At 69.0% G+C, this 17,059-nt stretch carries 18 protein-coding genes and 1 riboswitch; of the genes, 8 read left to right on the top strand and 10 right to left on the bottom strand.

The genetic code is table 11. The features are described 5' to 3' along the window. Window positions 1-19 precede the first annotated feature (19 nt). Window positions 20-1,087, top strand: coding sequence for an NAD/NADP octopine/nopaline dehydrogenase family protein (locus BGO20_RS03090; RefSeq protein WP_291663320.1), 1,068 nt, complete (start codon window positions 20-22; stop codon window positions 1,085-1,087). A gap of 56 nt (window positions 1,088-1,143) precedes the next feature. Here BGO20_RS03090 and BGO20_RS03085 read toward each other — a convergent pair whose 3' ends face one another. Continuing rightward, window positions 1,144-1,986, bottom strand: a complete 843-nt coding sequence (locus BGO20_RS03085) for an alpha/beta hydrolase (protein WP_291663319.1) — start codon at window positions 1,984-1,986, stop codon at window positions 1,144-1,146. 134 nt (window positions 1,987-2,120) lie between these two features. Between BGO20_RS03085 and BGO20_RS03080 the strand changes: the two genes are divergently transcribed. Continuing rightward, window positions 2,121-2,522: a DUF2177 family protein gene (locus BGO20_RS03080; protein ID WP_291663317.1), complete on the top strand. Its 402-nt coding sequence runs from the start codon at window positions 2,121-2,123 to the stop codon at window positions 2,520-2,522. Between the two features lie 18 nt (window positions 2,523-2,540). On the opposite strand, the gene BGO20_RS03075 is transcribed toward BGO20_RS03080, so the two are convergent. The 6 genes from BGO20_RS03075 to BGO20_RS03050 form a co-directional block, all read right to left on the bottom strand. Further along, complete coding sequence (locus BGO20_RS03075) at window positions 2,541-3,572, bottom strand: SAM-dependent methyltransferase (RefSeq protein ID WP_291663315.1); 1,032 nt, start codon at window positions 3,570-3,572, stop codon at window positions 2,541-2,543. Then, entirely contained in the window at window positions 3,569-4,372 is an 804-nt protein-coding gene (locus tag BGO20_RS03070; RefSeq protein WP_291663314.1) for a DUF1295 domain-containing protein, read from the bottom strand. Before BGO20_RS03070 ends, BGO20_RS03075 begins: the two co-directional genes overlap by 4 nt. After that, window positions 4,369-4,992 (bottom strand): cupin domain-containing protein, encoded by a 624-nt coding sequence (locus BGO20_RS03065; protein ID WP_291663312.1) that lies wholly within the window; start codon window positions 4,990-4,992, stop codon window positions 4,369-4,371. The genes BGO20_RS03070 and BGO20_RS03065 overlap by 4 nt, the downstream gene beginning before the upstream one ends. Beyond that, window positions 4,989-5,609, bottom strand: a complete 621-nt coding sequence (locus tag BGO20_RS03060) for a sigma-70 family RNA polymerase sigma factor (RefSeq protein ID WP_291663310.1) — start codon at window positions 5,607-5,609, stop codon at window positions 4,989-4,991. The genes BGO20_RS03065 and BGO20_RS03060 overlap by 4 nt, the downstream gene beginning before the upstream one ends. A gap of 70 nt (window positions 5,610-5,679) precedes the next feature. Further along, the gene (locus BGO20_RS03055; protein WP_291663309.1) at window positions 5,680-6,054 is read right to left on the bottom strand and encodes a DUF2147 domain-containing protein; all 375 of its coding nucleotides are present in this window, start codon (window positions 6,052-6,054) and stop codon (window positions 5,680-5,682) included. Between the two features lie 32 nt (window positions 6,055-6,086). Then, the gene (locus BGO20_RS03050; RefSeq protein WP_291663308.1) at window positions 6,087-6,686 is read right to left on the bottom strand and encodes a hypothetical protein; all 600 of its coding nucleotides are present in this window, start codon (window positions 6,684-6,686) and stop codon (window positions 6,087-6,089) included. 151 nt (window positions 6,687-6,837) lie between these two features. Between BGO20_RS03050 and BGO20_RS03045 the strand changes: the two genes are divergently transcribed. The 6 genes from BGO20_RS03045 to BGO20_RS03020 all read left to right on the top strand — a co-directional run bounded on the left by BGO20_RS03045 (window position 6,838) and on the right by BGO20_RS03020 (window position 13,533). Next, a complete protein-coding gene (locus BGO20_RS03045) occupies window positions 6,838-8,178 on the top strand; it encodes an NAD(P)/FAD-dependent oxidoreductase (protein ID WP_291663307.1) in 1,341 nt (446 codons plus the stop codon). After that, on the top strand, window positions 8,175-8,978 hold the full coding sequence (locus BGO20_RS03040; protein ID WP_291663305.1) for a DUF1365 domain-containing protein: 804 nt from the start codon (window positions 8,175-8,177) through the stop codon (window positions 8,976-8,978). The genes BGO20_RS03045 and BGO20_RS03040 overlap by 4 nt, the downstream gene beginning before the upstream one ends. Further along, on the top strand, window positions 8,975-10,207 hold the full coding sequence (locus BGO20_RS03035) for an SAM-dependent methyltransferase (protein WP_291663304.1): 1,233 nt from the start codon (window positions 8,975-8,977) through the stop codon (window positions 10,205-10,207). Before BGO20_RS03040 ends, BGO20_RS03035 begins: the two co-directional genes overlap by 4 nt. A 34-nt stretch (window positions 10,208-10,241) precedes the next feature. Then, a riboswitch (cobalamin riboswitch) is annotated at window positions 10,242-10,449 on the top strand. 215 nt (window positions 10,450-10,664) lie between these two features. Further along, the gene (locus BGO20_RS03030; protein ID WP_291663302.1) at window positions 10,665-11,702 is read left to right on the top strand and encodes an ABC transporter substrate-binding protein; all 1,038 of its coding nucleotides are present in this window, start codon (window positions 10,665-10,667) and stop codon (window positions 11,700-11,702) included. After that, a complete protein-coding gene (locus tag BGO20_RS03025; protein WP_291663300.1) occupies window positions 11,699-12,742 on the top strand; it encodes a FecCD family ABC transporter permease in 1,044 nt (347 codons plus the stop codon). The genes BGO20_RS03030 and BGO20_RS03025 overlap by 4 nt, the downstream gene beginning before the upstream one ends. Beyond that, window positions 12,739-13,533, top strand: coding sequence for an ABC transporter ATP-binding protein (locus BGO20_RS03020; RefSeq protein ID WP_291663299.1), 795 nt, complete (start codon window positions 12,739-12,741; stop codon window positions 13,531-13,533). The genes BGO20_RS03025 and BGO20_RS03020 overlap by 4 nt, the downstream gene beginning before the upstream one ends. A gap of 45 nt (window positions 13,534-13,578) precedes the next feature. On the opposite strand, the gene BGO20_RS03015 is transcribed toward BGO20_RS03020, so the two are convergent. The 3 genes from BGO20_RS03015 to BGO20_RS03005 form a co-directional block, all read right to left on the bottom strand. Beyond that, a complete protein-coding gene (locus BGO20_RS03015; protein WP_291663513.1) occupies window positions 13,579-14,601 on the bottom strand; it encodes an amino acid ABC transporter substrate-binding protein in 1,023 nt (340 codons plus the stop codon). 114 nt (window positions 14,602-14,715) lie between these two features. Beyond that, the gene (locus BGO20_RS03010) at window positions 14,716-15,900 is read right to left on the bottom strand and encodes a trans-sulfuration enzyme family protein (RefSeq protein WP_291663298.1); all 1,185 of its coding nucleotides are present in this window, start codon (window positions 15,898-15,900) and stop codon (window positions 14,716-14,718) included. A gap of 92 nt (window positions 15,901-15,992) precedes the next feature. Next, a complete protein-coding gene (locus tag BGO20_RS03005) occupies window positions 15,993-16,871 on the bottom strand; it encodes a LysR substrate-binding domain-containing protein (RefSeq protein ID WP_291663297.1) in 879 nt (292 codons plus the stop codon). Window positions 16,872-17,059 lie beyond the last annotated feature (188 nt).

The following is a 17,059-nucleotide window of genomic DNA, read 5'->3' as shown; positions in this document are numbered from 1 at the left end:
TGTGAAGAGGATCCACCCCATGCGCGTCGCCATCATCGGCTTCGGCGGGATCGGGCGCGGCTATGCCGGCTACCTGACCGCTCATGGGCATGAACCGGTCATCTGGTCGCCGAGCGGTGCCGCACTTGCCGATTTCGAGGGTGATGCGACGCTCACCACCACTGGCAAGCTCGAAGCCGCCGTGCCGTTGCGCATCGCCCGCGATTGCGCCGAGGCCGTCGCAGGAGCCGAGGCGGTCATCGTCGCGGTGCAGGCCAATGGCTTCAAGGCGGTGCTGGATGCTCTCGCGCCCCATCTTGCCGCCGGGCAGCTGGTCATCATCAGTGCCCATTGCTCCTTTGCGGCGCTCTACCTCCATCGCCTGCTGAAGGAGCGCGGGCTCGACATTCCCATCGCAAGCTGGGCGACGACGGCACTCACCGCGCGCAAGAGCGGGCCGCGCAGCGTTCACATCTCGGGCATCCGGGGACAACTCGATGTCGCCACCTTGCCGGTCCGCCATGCGCAGGCGGGCCTCGCCGTCTGCCAGACGCTGTTCGGCGATCGCTTCAAAGCGAGCGAGGACGTGCTGGCGATCATGCTCAGCAACCTCAACCCCCCGGCCCATGTCGCCAACATGCTGGGCAACCTGACCCGGGCGGAACGCGGCGAGGACTGGCCGAACTACGGCTCGATCACCCAGGGCGTCGGCCGCATCGTAGACGCCATGGATGTCGAGCGACTGGCGCTGGCCCGGGCCTTCGGACTTTCGGTCCGAAGCGTGCAGGATCATTATGTGCATTCCTTCGGCGTGTCGCCGGGGCCGGTCGGCGAAATGGCCGCGGCGGTCTACAGGAACCGTCCGGAACTGATGGGCCCGAAGACGCTCGACACGCGTTTCATCACCGAGGACGTGCCCTTCGGGCTGGTGCCGCTCGAAGCGCTCGGCCGGGTGGCCGGCGTGCCGCTGCCGCTGCACCAGGCCGGCATCGCCCTGTTCGACGCGATCTGCGCGCAGGACTTCCGCGCAGGGAACGACCTGCTCCCAGCCCTCGGGCTCGAACGCCTGACGGCAAGCGAGCTGCATGGTCAACTGCGCGGCGCATAAGCCGGCGGAAACGGCGCGGGCGCCGATCTGACCGGAGAGGGCGATGCGTCCGGTCGTCAGGCCGGAGCGCCGAGAAAAGCGACCACGTCGTCGAGCACGCTCGCACGCCAGCTCATGATCCGCGCCAGGGAGGCGGCCGTTCCCGCATGGCCCAGCCCCGGATAGATCCTGAGCTCGACGGAATGCGCGCCGGCGCGCCGCAGCGCCGCCGCGAGGCGCTCGCTGTTGCGCGGCAAGACGGTGCGATCGTCGCCCCCCGTGCCGAGGAAGATCGGCGGAGCGTCCTCGCGGACGAACCGGATCGGCTGGGTCTGCCGCGGGTCGGGCGCATTGCCGAAGGCGGCCTTCGTCACCGGGATATCGAGCGGCAGGAAATCATACGGCCCCGACAGGCCCACCGTCGACCGGACGAGATCGGCGGGCAGGCCGGCACGAGCGAGGTAGCGTTCGTCGAGCGTCAACATCATCGCGTTGTAGGCGCCGGCGGAATGGCCCATCAGGTGGATGCGGCGCGGATTGCCGCCGAAGCGCACGACGTTGTCATAAACGAAGCGAAGCGCCGAAGCCCCGTCCTCGACGAAGACCGGGAAGCGGACGTCGGGGACCAGCCTGTAGTCGGCGATCACGGCGACGAAGCCGCGCGCCGCGAGGGCATCGCCGACGAAGGCATAGCTTTCCTTGTCGCCATTGGCCCAGGAGCCGCCATAGATGAAGAACACGACCGGGCGATCCGCCCCGCCGCTGCGCGGAACATAGATGTCCATGGTCTGGCGCGGATGGGGGCCGTAGGCGACGTCGCGGGCGCCTGCTGCGAAGAGTCCCGGCCGCAGGACCGCGCAACCCGAGGACAGCCCCGCCGCCACGGCCGCCACGAAGGCTCGTCGTGAATTCGCGATCATGATCGGCGCCGCCATCCGGTCTGCATGGCCAGCTATACGCGCCGGCAGGCGTTCCGGATCGCCGGCGACGGCCGCCTCCGACTGAACCGACCGGGCGCGGCCGGCGTATCTTGGAGAACAGCCTGGAGGTCCTCATGCGCTTCGTTGCCGGCTACATCGCCTTCCTCGTCGCCTTCGGGCTCTGCGATGCCGCCTGGCTCGGCACCATGACGGCGAGGCTTTATCGCCCGGCGCTCGGCGATCTCATCGCCGAGCCGGTGCGCTATGTGCCCGCGGCCCTGTTCTATTTCGGCTTTCCGCTCGGTGTGCTGCATTTCGCGGTGATGCCGGCTCTTCGCAGCGGCCAGGCAAGCGAGGCCCTGATCAACGGCGCGCTGATCGGGCTTCTCGCCTATGCGACCTATGACCTGACGAACTACGCTACGCTGCGGCCCTGGACGCTGGCGATCACCGTGGCCGACGTGATCTACGGCACGGTCGTCGTGGGCGGGTGCAGCTGGATCGCCTACCAGGCCGTGCGGCGCCTGGTCGGCTAGGACGCCTCGGCTTCGCCCTCAATCGGCAGGGGTCGGGCGCAGCCGATAGTGACCGACGCCCCAGGGCGTTCCTCCCGCATGGCCGAACAGGCCGCTGGTCGCCAGGAAGAACAGCCGCCAGCGCCGCCGCCAGAGCCCCGCCTCCGCGCCATATGTCTCGCGCAGCACCGGCTCGATGCCGGCGATATTGCGGTCGAAGTTCGCCAGCCAGTCCTCCGCGGTGCGGCGATAATGCTCGCCGCTCCAGCGCCACTCGGCTTCGACCTCGAACAGCTCCGGAAACTGATGAGCCAGCGCGACGCTGGGCATGATGCCGCCGGTGAAGAAGTGCTGGGCGACCCAGTCCCCGCGATCCGCGATATCGAACCGGTAGCAACCGTTCTCGTGCACGAAGACATGGATGAAGAGGCGCCCGTCCGGCTTCAGCCAGCCGCGCACCCGCCCGAGGAGCGCGCGCCAGTTCGCCATGTGCTCGAACATCTCGACCGAGACGACGCGGTCGAAACGCTCTTCCGTGGCGAAATCGTTCATGTCGGCGGTGACGACCCGCAGGTTGTCGAAGCCGCTCTCCCGGGCGCGCCGCTCGATGAAGGCGCGCTGCGAAGCGGAGTTCGAGACGGACACGATCCGCGAGCGCGGGTAGCGCTCGGCCATCCAGAGCGAGAGCGAACCCCAGCCGCAGCCGAGCTCCAGGATGGCCTGGCCGTCGGCGAGATCGGCATGCTCGGCCGTCAGCGCCAGGGCGGTTTCCTCGGCCTGCGCGAGGCTGTCGCCGGCATCGGCATAGAAGCAGCAGGAATATTTCCGGCGCGGCCCGAGCACCTGGTCGAAGAAGGATGCCGGCACCTCGTAGTGCTGGGCATTGGCCGTGTCGGTGTGAAGCGCGATCGGGAAATCGGCCATGCCCCTGGCGAAGCCGGCCGCGTTCGACGGCTCGCCGGCGAGCCTGCGCTGCGTGCGTCCGACGAGCGAGCCGATCACCAGGCGACTGATCGCATCCGGCAGGGGCAGCGCCTCGCCCCAATTGGAGAGCCTCTGCATCATCGTCATCGCATCGCTCCTTTTGGTGGCAGCGGAATCAGGGCGCTGGTCCGGCGCTGATAGTCGCGATAGGCGCTGCCGTGCTTGGCCAGCATGTGCTCCTCCAGCGGGGGAATGCCGGAAACGCGCACGAGCAGCAGCGTGATGCAGGCCGGCGCGAGCCAGGCGAGCCAGCCCCACGGATAGGCGAAGCCGAAAGCGATCAGAGGGTAGGCGCACCAGAGCACGCATTCGAAGAAGTAGTTGGGATGCCGCGAGAAGCCCCAAAGACCGCGCGTGCAGACGCCCTTCCCTCCCGAGCGCGCGAAGGCGCGCAACTGCGCATCGGCGATGCCGCCTCCGACGATACCCGTGACGAAGACGGCGAGCCCGATCAGGTCCTGCGGCTGCCAGAGCGACGCAGGTCGATGCGCCGCGAGGACGACGCCGAGCGCGAGCGGGACGCTCGCCAGAGCCTGAAGCTGCAGCAACCAGGCGAGCCTCGCAGCGGCGTTCGCCCCCCAGTCGCGCTTCATCTTCGCATAGCGCGGGTCGTCGCCGATGCCGCGGGTGCGACGGACGATATGCAGCCCGAGCCGCAAGGCCCATGCGATCGCCAGCAGGGCGACGAAGAGGCGACGGTCGTGCGGCCCGGAGCCGAAGGGCAGCAGCGCGCCCAGCGCGGCGACGGCCCCAAGACCGAAGGTCCAGACCACGTCGATCCAGCCGGAATTCCCCGATCGGCGCTCGATCGCCGCGGCAAGTGCCATTACCGCCGACATGGCCGCCGCGGCCAGCAGCAGCGCCGCGCCGAGCGAGAGCGCGGTCACAGCCGCACCAGCGGCTGCAGCAACCGCCCGAGCCACCCCTGGAACAGCACATTGCCGGTCATGGCGACGATGCAGGTGCAGCCCTCGACCGGATCCACCCGCGGCGTGTGATCGTGCTCCGCATCGGCCTCGTCGAAATCGCCGGCGGCATAGCGGCCATATTCATGCTCATAAGCTCCCGAGAGGATCGTCGTCCATTCGAAGCCCGTATGGCGGTGATGCGGAAGGGCGATACCGGGTCCGGCCCGCAGCATGAAGACGCGCGATTGCGCGCCCGGCACCGACAGCCGCCGCATCGCGATGCGGATGCCGATCGGCCGCCAGGCGCCGAGGGCGTAGGGGCTCAGGACGCGGGGCATTCCAGCCTCGACCGGCGGGGCGCCGGCCCCGAACGCCACGGGGACGGCTCGGCCGCCGCCGACCGATGGGCGGCCCGCCATCGCGACCGGCTCCGCGGCATCGAGCAGCAGGCCTTGCACGGCCTGGAATTCGCGCACGCGGCGGCGGCTCTCGGGGTCGAGCTCGACATGGGCGGCCACCACGAGGGCGAGCCCCTCATCGAGGCTGCCGGCGGCGAAGGCGGCCAGCGTCTCGTCCGACGGGCGATGGGCGGCGCTCATCGCAGGTCCTCCAGCTTGCCGCGCAGATGCGACAGGGCAAGCCGCAACCGCGATTTCACGGTACCGAGCGGAATGGCGAGGCGCTTCGCCACGTCCTGATGGCTGAAGCCCTCGATAAAGGCGAGCTCCACGACCCGGTACTGATCGGCGGACAGCTCCGTCATGGCCGCCTTGACCCGCGCTTCGCGCTGGGCTCCGGCGACCATCTCGTCAGGGCGTTCGGGCGCTTCTTCATCGAGAATCTCGTAAACCTGCGAAAGCCGCGAGCGGGTCTCCCGCCGGGCGATGTCGATACGCTGGTTGCGCGCGATGGTCGCGATCCAGGTCGAGGCGCTGGCCTTGGCGGGATCGAACAGGGCCGCCTTGCGCCAGACCGACAGCAGCGTCTCCTGGGCGATCTCCTCGGCCAGTTCGGCCGAGGCTCCGCCGCGCATCAGCAACCCTTTCACGCGCGGCGCGAAATGATCGAACAGCTCGGCGAAAGCGGCCCGGTCACCCGAGCGCGCGATCGCGGCGATCAAGGCATTGGGATCGAACAAAGCGACGAACCGATCTCCCCGCGCGACGGCCGGCGCCTCGCGCATCTGTTCGACAGTGAAGGCGAATGCGACAGCCATAGGCAAGATACGGCCGCGGCGTTCCAGTGGATCAATCCGGCTGCGATCTCGCCTGCCGCGGCCAGACCGATCATTCGGCGGCCTTCCAACCGACATCGCGGCAGAGCAGGCGGCCCAGCACGCAGCCGCGCGTGCTGAGCTCGCCCGGACCGGTCTTCACCGTCATCGCATAGGTCCAGTCCCGCTTGGGATCGTAGGCCGTGCCGGAGAAGCTGCCGTCGGGCTGGCGCGACAGGCTCATGATCAGCTTGTCTCCGGGCTCCTCGCCCTTGCTCGTATCGCCGATCCAGAGATTCGTGGCGCAGATCTTGTCTCCACAGGGCGCAATCCGGACGCGGGCGTTGCCGTCATCGCGCAGCCAGACGCCGTCCAGTGCGGTGGAGGCGGCGCCGGCCGCGGCCGGCGGTGCGAGCAACAGCGCCGAAGCGAGCAGAAGGCGTCTCATGCGGGTGTCCTCTCTGCGGATCCTTTCCCCTTCTACGCTCGCCGCCCGGTTTCGGTTTCCTCCTGGGGCGGCAGATCCGGCGATGTCCTGGCAAAAAGCCAGCCGATCAGAGCGGTCAGCGACGCCGCGCTCAGAAAGTTGAGGCGCTCCAGCGCCGCGTAGTCCTCGATCCGGTAGGAGTGGAGCGGTGCCATCACCGCCGCGACCGGCACGGCATAGGCCGCGAAGCAGAGCGCCCCGAAACCGAGAGCAAGCACGCGCTCGCGGCCCGCGAACAGCAGCATCGCCAGCATCAGGCAGGGGAGCAGGAAGACCTCGACGCCGGACCCGGCTCCGAAAGCCAGGCGGCAGAGCAGCGTGTTGCCGATTCCGGCGAACAGCAGCAGCGATCGGCCGAGCCGGGAATCGCGACGCATCGCGAGCGGAACCGCCACGAAAAGCGGCGTCGACAGAAAGGTGAGGAAAGACGGCCAGATGACGGGGGAGACGAGCCAGCCGACATAGAGCGGATAGAATGGCTGGTTCGATGCGACCACCAGCGCCACGGTATTGGCGATCGCCGCACGCGGCTCGCGATGGGCCGCATATCTGCCGACTGCGGCAAACGGCCGCCTCCAAGCCTCGACGAGCATGACCAGGACCTCCTGTCTCCATCCTGCCGCTTACGAACCAGGAGCGCCGGCGGCTCACCGCGACCTCGAAATTTCCGGCCCACCCCGGCAGATCCAGGGCACGGCGGGCGCCGTATAGACCCCAATGGCGCAACAAGCGCCGGGAGCGGCCATGCGACGGATGATCGGACAAGGGCAGAAGATCGCGGTGATCGGGGCGGGCATCGCCGGCCTCTCCGCGGCCTGGCTTCTCGGCCAAGCGCACGAGGTCGTGCTGATCGAGGCCGATGACCGGCTCGGTGGCCATGCGAACACGGTGCGCGTTCCGGACGAGGCCGGCGGAGAGATCGCGGTCGATACCGGCTTCATCGTCTACAACGAGAGGACCTATCCCAACTTCGTCGCCCTGCTCGACCATCTCGCGGTCGAGACGCAGCCGACCGAAATGTCGTTCGCCGTCTCGCTCGACGCAGGACGGCTCGAATATAGCGGAACAAGCCTCGGCGGATTGTTCGCCCAACCGCGCAACCTCGCCAAACCGCGCTTCTGGGCGATGCTGCAGGACATCGCGCGCTTCTATCGCGGCGCCACCCGCGACGCGCTCGGCGGCGCCGCCACGGCTGCGACGCTCGGCGACTACCTCGCTGCCGGCGGTTACGGCCGCGCCTTCATCGACGATCATCTGCTGCCGATGGCCGCGGCGATCTGGTCCGCCCCCTGCTCCGAAATCCTGTCCTACCCGGCCGAAGCCTTTCTGCGCTTCCACCACAATCACGGGCTGCTGCAGCTCACGGACCGGCCGGTCTGGCGCACCGTCGCCGGCGGCAGCGCGCGCTATGTCGAAAAGCTGCGGCAGGCGTTCACGGGCGAGATCCGGCTCGGCTCGGCCGCGCGCGAGGTCCGCCGTGCTGCCGATGGCGTCGTGGTCGCCGGCAAAGGCTGGAGCGAGCGCTTCGACCAGGTCGTCTTCGCCACGCATGCCGACCGCACCCTGGCGATTCTGGCCGACCCAGACGCGCAGGAAAGCCAGGCGCTAGGCGCCTTCCGGTACAGCCGCAATCGCGCCGTCCTGCACGGCGATGCTGCCCTGATGCCGAAGCGACGCCGCGCCTGGGCGAGCTGGAACCACCTTGGCGACCGCAGCCGGCCGGACGCTGCCTGCGCCGTGACCTACTGGATGAACCGGCTGCAGGGCCTGTCGTGCGAGCGAGCCCTGTTCGTCACCCTCAACCCGCCCCCGACATTGCGCGACGAAAGCGTGCTGCACGAGGAGATCTACGAGCACCCGATCTTCGACCGGGCCGCGCTGGCCGCCCAGGACCGGCTCTGGGGCCTGCAGGGACGGCGCCGGATCTGGTTCTGCGGCGCCTATTTCGGCTCGGGCTTCCACGAGGACGGCCTGCAGTCCGGGCTCGCCGTCGCCGAGGCGCTGGGCGCGCCCCGCCGGCCCTGGCGGGTCCAGGACGAATCGGGCCGCATCCCCGCGTCCGCCCCGCGCGAGCTCGCGGCATGAGCATCGCCTCCGCCCTCTATGTCGGCAGGGTCCGGCATCATCGCTTCCGTCCGAAGCCGCACGCCCTGGCCTATCGCGTCTTCTGGATGCTGCTCGATCTCGACGAGATCGACGCCATCGCCGGGGGCTCGCGCCTGTTCTCGCGCAATCGTTTCAATCTCTACGCCTTCCGCGACGCCGATTACGGCGACGGCAGCGGACGGCCGCTGAAGGCGCAGCTCGCCGAAGTCCTGGCGGCCGCCGGCATCGACTGGGACGGCGCCACGGCCAGGCTGCTGACCATGCCGCGCATCCTCGGCTATGCCTTCAACCCGCTGAGCACCTATTTCTGCTACGCCAGCGACGGGGAGCTGCGCGCGACCGTCTACGAGGTGCACAACACCTTCGGCGAGACGCACAGCTATGTCGCGCCGGCCGGGTCCGGCGCGCGGCCGCTGCGGCAGGAGGCGCAGAAGCGTTTTCACGTCTCGCCGTTCATGGGACTTTCGATGCGCTACGCCTTCCGGGTCGAGCCTCCCGGAGAGCAGGTCTGCGTCGCCATCGACGGCCACGACGCCGGTGGGCGCCTGATCGCGGCGGTGCTGAGCGGCACGCGCCGCAGGCTCGACGATGCGACGCTGCTGCGCCTGCTCGCGACCCATCCGCTTCTGACCCTGAAGGTCACGGCCGCCATCCACTGGCATGCGCTAAGGCTCCTGGCGAAGCGGATTCCGTGGTGGCCGCACCCCGCGCCGCCGGCGCAGCCGTTTAGCCCGGCACAGATCTCGGCACCTCATCCGAAAGGATCGATGCAGCGATGACATTACCCGAAACCGATCATGCGCCGGCAAAGGATGCCGCCCTTGCGCTGCCAAGCGGCCTCGGGCTCTCGCGCTGGTTCCTGCGGCAGCTGCTGGCGCGCATCGCGATCGGCCGGCTGCATGTCGTCACGCCGGAGGGCGAGCGGCTGTCGAGCGGCGGCTCGCTGCCGGGTCCGCAGGCCATGATGGTGCTGCGGCGCTGGCGCGCCATGCGCCGCCTGCTGCTCGATGGCGATGTCGGCCTGGCCCATGCCTATCGCGACGGCGATTTCACTACCCCGGACCTGACCGCGCTGATCGAGCTGGGGGCCCGCAACGATGCGACGCTGCGCGCGCTCGTCTCCGGAACCTGGCCGGCGCGGCTCCTCAACCGGCTGCGGCACTGGCGCAACGCCAACAGCCGCGCCGGCAGCCGCCGCAACATCCCGGCCCATTACGACCTCGGCAATGCGTTCTACGGCCACTGGCTCGACGCCAGCATGACCTATTCCTCCGCGCTCTACACCGCGCCGACGCAAAGCCTCGAGGCGGCCCAGCAGGACAAGCTCGACCGGATCATCGAGATGCTCGCCCTCAAGGGGGGCGAGCACGTGCTCGAGATCGGCTGCGGCTGGGGCGCCCTCGCCGAGCGGCTGGCGCAGCGAGGCTGCCGCGTCACGGCGGTGACGCTCTCGCCGGCCCAGCTCGCCTTCGCGCAGCGCCGGATCGCCGAGGCGGGCCTTGCCGAACGGGTGGAGCTGCGCCTGCAGGATTACCGCGACATCACCGGTCAGTTCGACCGCATCGTTTCCATCGAGATGATCGAGGCGGTCGGCCGCGCCTACTGGCCGGGCTACTTCGCCAGACTGAACAGCACGCTACGCCCCGGAGGCCGAATCGTGCTGCAGGCGATCACCATCGACGAAGCCCTGTTCGAGAGCTACCAGTCGGGGACGGACTTCATCCAGCGCTATATCTTTCCGGGGGGCTGCCTGCCCTCCGTCGCGGCCCTCGACGCGCAGGCTCAAGCGGCCGGGCTGCGCATGGACGCGCCGTTCCGCTTCGGCGACAGCTATGCTCTGACGCTGCGCGAATGGCGCCGCCGGTTTCTCGAGCGCTGGAATGAGATCGCCCCGCTCGGCTTCGACGACGGGTTTCGCCGGCTGTGGGAATTCTACCTCTGCTATTGCGAGGCCGGCTTCCGCGCCAGGAGCATCGATGTCGGCCTCTTCCTGCTGCGGGCCGGCTGAGGCTCACAGCCCTTGACGGCGCGGCCCGGCTGGATAGGCTGGCCGCGATCGAGGTTCTCCGGGTTGCTCCCGGAGCTAAGAGGGAATTCGGTGAGGCGCCATGCGCCGAAGCCGAAGCTGCCCCCGCAACTGTAAGCGGCGAGCTCTCCGTCCATCGTCCACTGGCGCTCTGCGCCGGGAAGGCCGGGCGGAACCGGCACCGACCCGCGAGCCAGGAGACCTGCCCCGGTCGTCGAAGACGTCTTTCGGACGGGGTGTTCCGGAGCCTGTGAGTCGATGGCGGTCCTTGTGGCCGGCACTCCGCCCCACATGCCCAGCGCGACCCCGGCCGTCATCTCGGGGAGCGATGAAATCCATGTTCACGAAGACCACAACCCAGGCCGCTCGGCGCGGCTTGACGGCTGCCCGCCGCGCATTCTATCGGAAATGCAACATTGTAACATTTTGGATGACGCCGATGTCGGCTGCGCGCCCGTTCCATCACCTGCTTCGCCTCCCGGCCGCCGCGCTGCTCGGCGCGCTGGCCGCGGGCACGGCCGCCGCGGCGCCGACGAAATACCCTCTGACGCTGGAAAACTGCCGCGAGACCATCACCTTCAATGTCGCGCCGCAGCGCGTCGTCGCGATCGGCCAGACGCAGACGGAAATCCTCTACGCGCTCGGCCTCGGCGACCGGGTCGTCGGTACCGCGGTCTGGTTCTCGCCCGTCGCCAAGCCCTATCAGGCGATCGACGCCAAGGTGAAGCGCCTGGCCGACAACGACCCGAGCTTCGAGGCGGTGTTGGCCCGGCAGCCCGACCTCGTCACCGCGATGTTCGAATGGCATGTCGGGCCCAACGGCATCGTCGGCAAGCGCGACCAGTTCGCGCAGGTGAAGGTGCCGACCTACGTGTCTCCGACGGACTGCGTCGGCAAGGACAACTCCGGCGGCGGCGACGGCGTGCGCACCCGGATGTTCACGATGGAGCTCGTCTATCGCAACATTCGCGAGTTCGGCCAGATCTTCGACGTGTCGGACAGAGCGGAAGCCCTGATCGCCGAACTCCAGGCGCGCGAGGCCAGGGCCGTCCGGGCCGTGGCCGATCTCAAGGCCAAAGACGCGCCGGTCGTCGTCTGGTTCTCGAGCAAGGACATCAAGGGCGACGCCTTCATGGCTGGCCGCAACGGCGTGCCCGCCTACATCCTGTCGAAGCTCGGCGCGCGCAACGTCATCACCACCAATGAGGAATGGCCACTCGTCGGCTGGGAGAGCATCGCCGCCGCCAACCCGGCGGTGATCGTCGCCGTCCGGATGGACCGCCGGCGCTTTCCGGCCGACGACATTGAGAAGAAGCTGGCGTTCCTGCGGACCGACCCCGTCGCGAGCAAGCTCGACGCGGTCAAGAAGAACCGCATCGTGGTGCTGGATGTCGGCGCGACCCGCGCCGGCCTCGACACGGTGGACGGGATCGAGACGCTCGCCCGGGCGATCGCCGGCTTCGGCCTCGCACCGTGAGCCACGCCGTCCACGAGCCGAACTGGCCGGCACGCATCGTCATCGCGCTGGCGGCGCTGATCGCGCTGATCCTCGCGGTGGCGCTGGCGGTCACGATCGGCGAGATGCGGATTCCGCTCCGCACCGCGCTGGAAGCGCTGGCGAACGGACTCTTCGCGCTCGACTTCCCGGTCGGCGCGATCGAGCAGGGCGTCATTTTCGACTATCGGCTCAGCCGGGCGCTGATGGCCGGGCTGTGCGGCGGGGCGCTGGCACTTTCGGGCGCCATCCTGCAAGCGTTGCTGCGCAACCCGCTGGCGGAGCCATACGTCCTCGGCATCTCCGCCGGCGCCTCGACGGGCGCCGTCGCGGTGCTGATCCTCGGCGTCGGGATCGGCGGAACGACGCTGACGGTCTCGGCCGGCGCCTTCATCGGCTCCTGCGCAGCGCTGGCGGTGGTCGCAATGCTGGCGGCCGGGGCCGGTGGAGCGAGCGACCGCGTCATCCTCGCCGGGGTCGCCACCTCTCAGATCTTCAACGCGGCGACCGCCACGATCGTGACGACGCTTGCCAGCGCCGAGCAGGCCAGGGGCGTGATGTTCTGGCTTCTCGGCAATTTTGGCGGCGTGCGCTGGCCGGATCTGTGGATCGCGGCGCCGGTCGCCGTCCTCGGCTTCGCCATCTGCATGCTGCACGCCAAGGTGCTGGACGCCTTCGCCTTCGGCGTCGATGCCGCCGCCTCCCTCGGCGTCGCGGTGACGCGGGTCAAGGTCGTGCTCTTCGCGACGACGGCGGTGATGACCGCGGTCATGGTCTCTATCGTCGGCACCGTCGGCTTCGTCGGGCTGATCATTCCCCATGCCGCGCGCTTCCTCGTAGGCTCCGGCCATGCTCGCTTGCTGCCAGCCTGCCTCGTCGTCGGCGCGATCTTCATGATCCTCGCCGACATCCTGTCCCGCGTGCTGATCCCGCAGCAGATCCTGCCGATCGGCGTCGTCACCGCGCTGTTCGGCGCGCCGGTCTTCGCGATCATCCTCCATCGCGCACGGCTGCCGGCATGACGCTCGCCACACGAGAGGCGCGCTGGGGCGCCGCCGGCCGGATGATCGTCGACGGGGTGACGCTGCAGGCCGCCCCCGGGCGGGTGCTCGGGCTGATCGGCCCGAACGGCTCCGGCAAATCCAGCCTGCTGCGGCTGCTCTGCCGGCTGCGCAACGTCGCGAGCGGCGTCGTCACGCTCGACGGGCAGGACATCGCCGGCGTGCCCCGGCGCAGGCTGGCGCGGCGCCTCGCCTTCGTCGAGCAACAGGCGACGACCGACATCCAGCTCTGCGTCTGCGACGTGGTCCGCCTCGGCCGCACGCCGCACCGGACCGCGCTCGCCTCCTGGAACGGCCAGGACGAGGCGGCCGTGAACCAGGCGCTGGAGCGCGTCGGCCTGGCGGACCGCCACGACCAGCCCTGGCACACGCTGTCCGGCGGCGAGCGCCAGCGGGTCCATATCGCGCGCGCGCTCGCCCAGGAGCCGAGCGAGCTGATCCTCGACGAGCCGACCAACCACCTCGACATCCGCCACCAACTCGCGATCCTCGGCCTGGTACGCCGGCTCGGCATCACCTGCATCATGGCGCTGCACGACCTCAATCTCGCAGCGATGTTCTGCGACGAGATCGCGCTGCTGCACGAGGGCCGGCTGCAGGCGGCGGGACCGCCCGACACCGTGCTGACGCCGAACGCGATCCAGCGCATCTTCGGCGTCTCGGTCGCGATCGGGAGCGGCGCGTCCGGACGCCGGCACATCGAATATCTCGTCGAGACGGAGCCCGGGAGCGGCGGCGCCGGCATCGACTGAAAGTCGCCCGCCGGCTCATGCCGGCGGGCGGTGCGGCGCGGTGCTTCAGCGGAAAGGCGGCGCGTATTGCAGGCCGCCATTCGTCCAGAGCGCGTTGGGACCTCGCTCGAGGCCGAGGCGCGAGCCCTTGCCAAGATACCGGTCGAAGCTCTCGCCGTAATTGCCGACGGCGGCTATCATGCGCACCGTCCAGTCATTCGTCAGCCCGAGCGCCTCGCCGAACTTTCCCTCCAGCCCGAGGAAGCGCTTGATCTCGGGATTGTCGGATTTGAGCATCTCCCGGACATTGGCCTTGGTCACGCCCAGCTCCTCGGCGTTGACGAGGGCGAGCACGGTGAAGCGCACGAGGTTGAACCAGCCTTCGTCGCCGGTGCGCACCCAGGGGCCGAGCGGCTCCTTCGAGATCACGTCGGGCAGGATGACGTGGTTGTCGATGTCCTGAAGCTTGAGACGAACGGCGGAGAGCGAGGAGATGTCCGTCGTGTAGGCGTCGCAGCGGCCGGATTCATAGGCCTTCAGCGCTTCCTCGGCCGTGCCGAACGCCGCGACCTCGTATTTCATCCGGTTGCGCCGGAAATAGTCGGCGAGGTTGAGCTCGCTGGTCGTGCCCTGGGCCACGCAGATCGAGGCGCCGTCGAGCTTGCTCGCACTGGTCACGCCGAGCTTCTTCGGCACCATGAAGCCCTGGCCGTCGTAGTAGTTGACGGTCGTGAAGGTGACGCCCTGGCTGAGGTTGCGCGAGAGCGTCCAGGTCGTGGTGCGCGGCAGCACATCGATCTCGCCCGCCTGCAGCGCGATGAGCCGGTCCTTGGAGCTCAGCGGAATGAACTTGATCTTGTCCTGATCGTCGAAGATCGCGGCTGCCAGCGCCCGGCAGATATCGGTATCGAAGCCGTTCCAGCGCCCGGTCGCATCCTGGATCGAGAAGCCGGCGACGCCGGGGCTGCTGCCGCAGATCAGTTCACCGCGCTCGCGGATCTTCGCCAGCGTGGGGCTGGTCTGCGCCGCCGCGGGCGCACACAGCGCGGCCAGGAAGGCCAAGGCGGCCAAGGCTCGTAACGATCTCATCATGTCTTCCCCTTCCTCGTTGTGTCTGGATTGCCGTCTCCGGGCAAAATCCTCCCCGCACGGCGCGGTATCCGCGCCGTGTCCTTGGCCGCTGCGGTTCCTTGCCGCTTGCCGTCAGGCGGCTCTGGTCGCGGATGCCTGTCCAAGCACCGACAGCAGGCGGCTCAGATCGGCCCAGAGCTCATCCGGCTCCTCGAGCCCGATGCTGATGCGCAGGAGCGGGCCTTTCGCCGTCCAGGCGGTCGCACTGCGGTCCTGCGCGATCGCCTGCGGCGCGACGAGGCTGCGCGTACCGCCCCAGGAGGCGCCGATCGCGAAGACGCGCAAGGCGCTCAGCGCCGCGCTCATCGCGTCGTCGTCGACCGGCTGCAGCACGAGGCTGAACAGACCCGAGGAGCGCCCCATGTCACGCTTCCAGACCGCGTGACCGGGGCAGGACGGCAGGGCCGGATGCAGGACGCGCTCGACCATGGGGTGATCGACGAGCCGGCGGGCGAAATCCTCGGAAACCCCGCCCATATGGGCGACACGCAGGCCCATGGTCTCGATGCCGCGCAAGGCGAGCTGGCATTCGTCCGGCGAGACGCCGACGCCGAAGCCGCGCAAGGTTTCCTTCAGTTTCTGGCGCAGTGCCATGTCGCTGACGGTGATCGAGCCGAGCAGCAGATCGGAATGGCCGCCGACATATTTGGTCAGCGCCTCGCAGGCAAAATCAGCGCCGTGCTGCAGCGGCTTGAAGATCAGCGGCGTCGCCCAGGTATTGTCGCAGCCGACGAGCGCGCCTTTCGCCTTCGCCGCCGCGACGATGGCGGGCACGTCCTGCACCTCCATCGTGTTCGAGCCGGGCGACTCGACCCAGACCAGCTTGACGGTCTCGTCGACGAGATCGGCGATGCCGGCCCCGATCAGCGGGTCGTAGACGCCATAGGCGATGCCGCGCGGGGCCAGATAATCGGCGCAGAAGCTGCGGACCGGCGGATAGACATGATCGGGGATCAGCACTTTGTCGCCGGGCATCAGCACCGACAGCATCACGATGGTGACCGCCGCCTGCCCGGACGGCACCAGCACGGTGCGGATGCCATCGTGCAACTGGGTCAGTTGCGCTTCGAGCGTGCGCGTCGTCGGGGTGCCGTGCAGCCCGTAGGTATAGCCGTCGAAGCCGCGATATTTGCGCGCCATGAAGCTCGCGCCATCGGGATAGACGATGGTCGAGGCGCGGTGCGTCGGCACGGCGAGCGAGGCATAGCCTTCCTCGTCGACGGCCGGGTGGTGAACACAGAGTGTCAGGTCATGCATCGTCGATTTCCCTTGTCGGGCCGATACTCGGGCGCCCAACATCGAAACGACAATCATCCCCGCGGCATGGCTCGATGCCGGATCGTTATGGTTCAGCGCGCCGCCATCAGGCAGTCGATGAAGTCGCGCACGAGTTGGGATTTCGGCCTGTCCGGCGGCAGGATGAGAAAGCTGCGGCTCTGCACCGCCGGCTCGAAGGGCCGCAGCACGAGGCGGCTCTGGTCATGCCCCGCGATCGCGTAGGGGCTGACCAGGCCGACGCCGACCCCCTCGGCCACGAGCGCGCAGACCGTCGCGGCATAGATCGTCTCGACGACGACGCGCGGCGGTGCGGCGCCGGCCTCCGACAGGATCATGTCGAAGCGCTGCCGCGCCCGGTCCTCCGGAACATAGGCGACGAAGTCGATGCCGGAGAGGTCGTGCGGACCGATGGTCTCGCGCTCGGCAAGCGGATGGCCCAGCGGCATCGCGCAGAGCGCGCGCGGCTGGACGAAGACCTGGTGGACCACCCCGGTGACGTCGATCTCGTCGGCGGCGAGGCCGATGTCGTAGATGCCGGACGCGACACCGTCGCGAACGTCGCGCGACGGCAGCACCATAAGGGTGACTGTCGCATCCGGCCGCAGATTGCGGAAGCGCAGCACGGCGTTGGGGACGATCGACGAGCTCAAAGCCGAAAGGGTCGCGACCCTGAGCTGCCCGGCCCCGTAGTCGCGGATGCGGGCGGCGCTGGCGCGAAGCCTGTCCATGCCCCGGAAATTGGCCTCGACCTCGGCGAAGAAGGTCCGCCCTTCGGGTGTCGGCACGATGCGGTTGCGCACCCGATCGAACAGGGCGAATCCGAGCGATCGCTCGAGCTCCGCGACGAGGCGGCTGACGCCGGGCTGGGTGACGCCCAGGATTTCCGCCGCCCGGGACACCGTCCCGGCTTTCATGACGGCGGCGAAGACCTCGATCTGACGGCTGTTCACTCGCGCCCTGCCCCATCCTTCAACCTCTCGCCGATACCAGCGTATCCGGCCGCGAGGTGGCGCCCAAAGGCCATTTTGCAGGTGGCCGGCGGAGAGGCCTGCCGCTGTCGCAGCCGAAGCGTCACCAGGCGAGGTCCACGCCGCCCAGGATGCGCCGCGCCACCGCACGCAAGGCGCGCAGGTCGGCA

Origin of the sequence: Allobosea sp. 67-29, from assembly GCF_001898115.1 — a bacterium.
Classification (GTDB): Bacteria; Pseudomonadota; Alphaproteobacteria; order Rhizobiales; family Beijerinckiaceae; genus Allobosea.
This window is presented reverse-complemented; position numbering and strand designations above follow the sequence as displayed.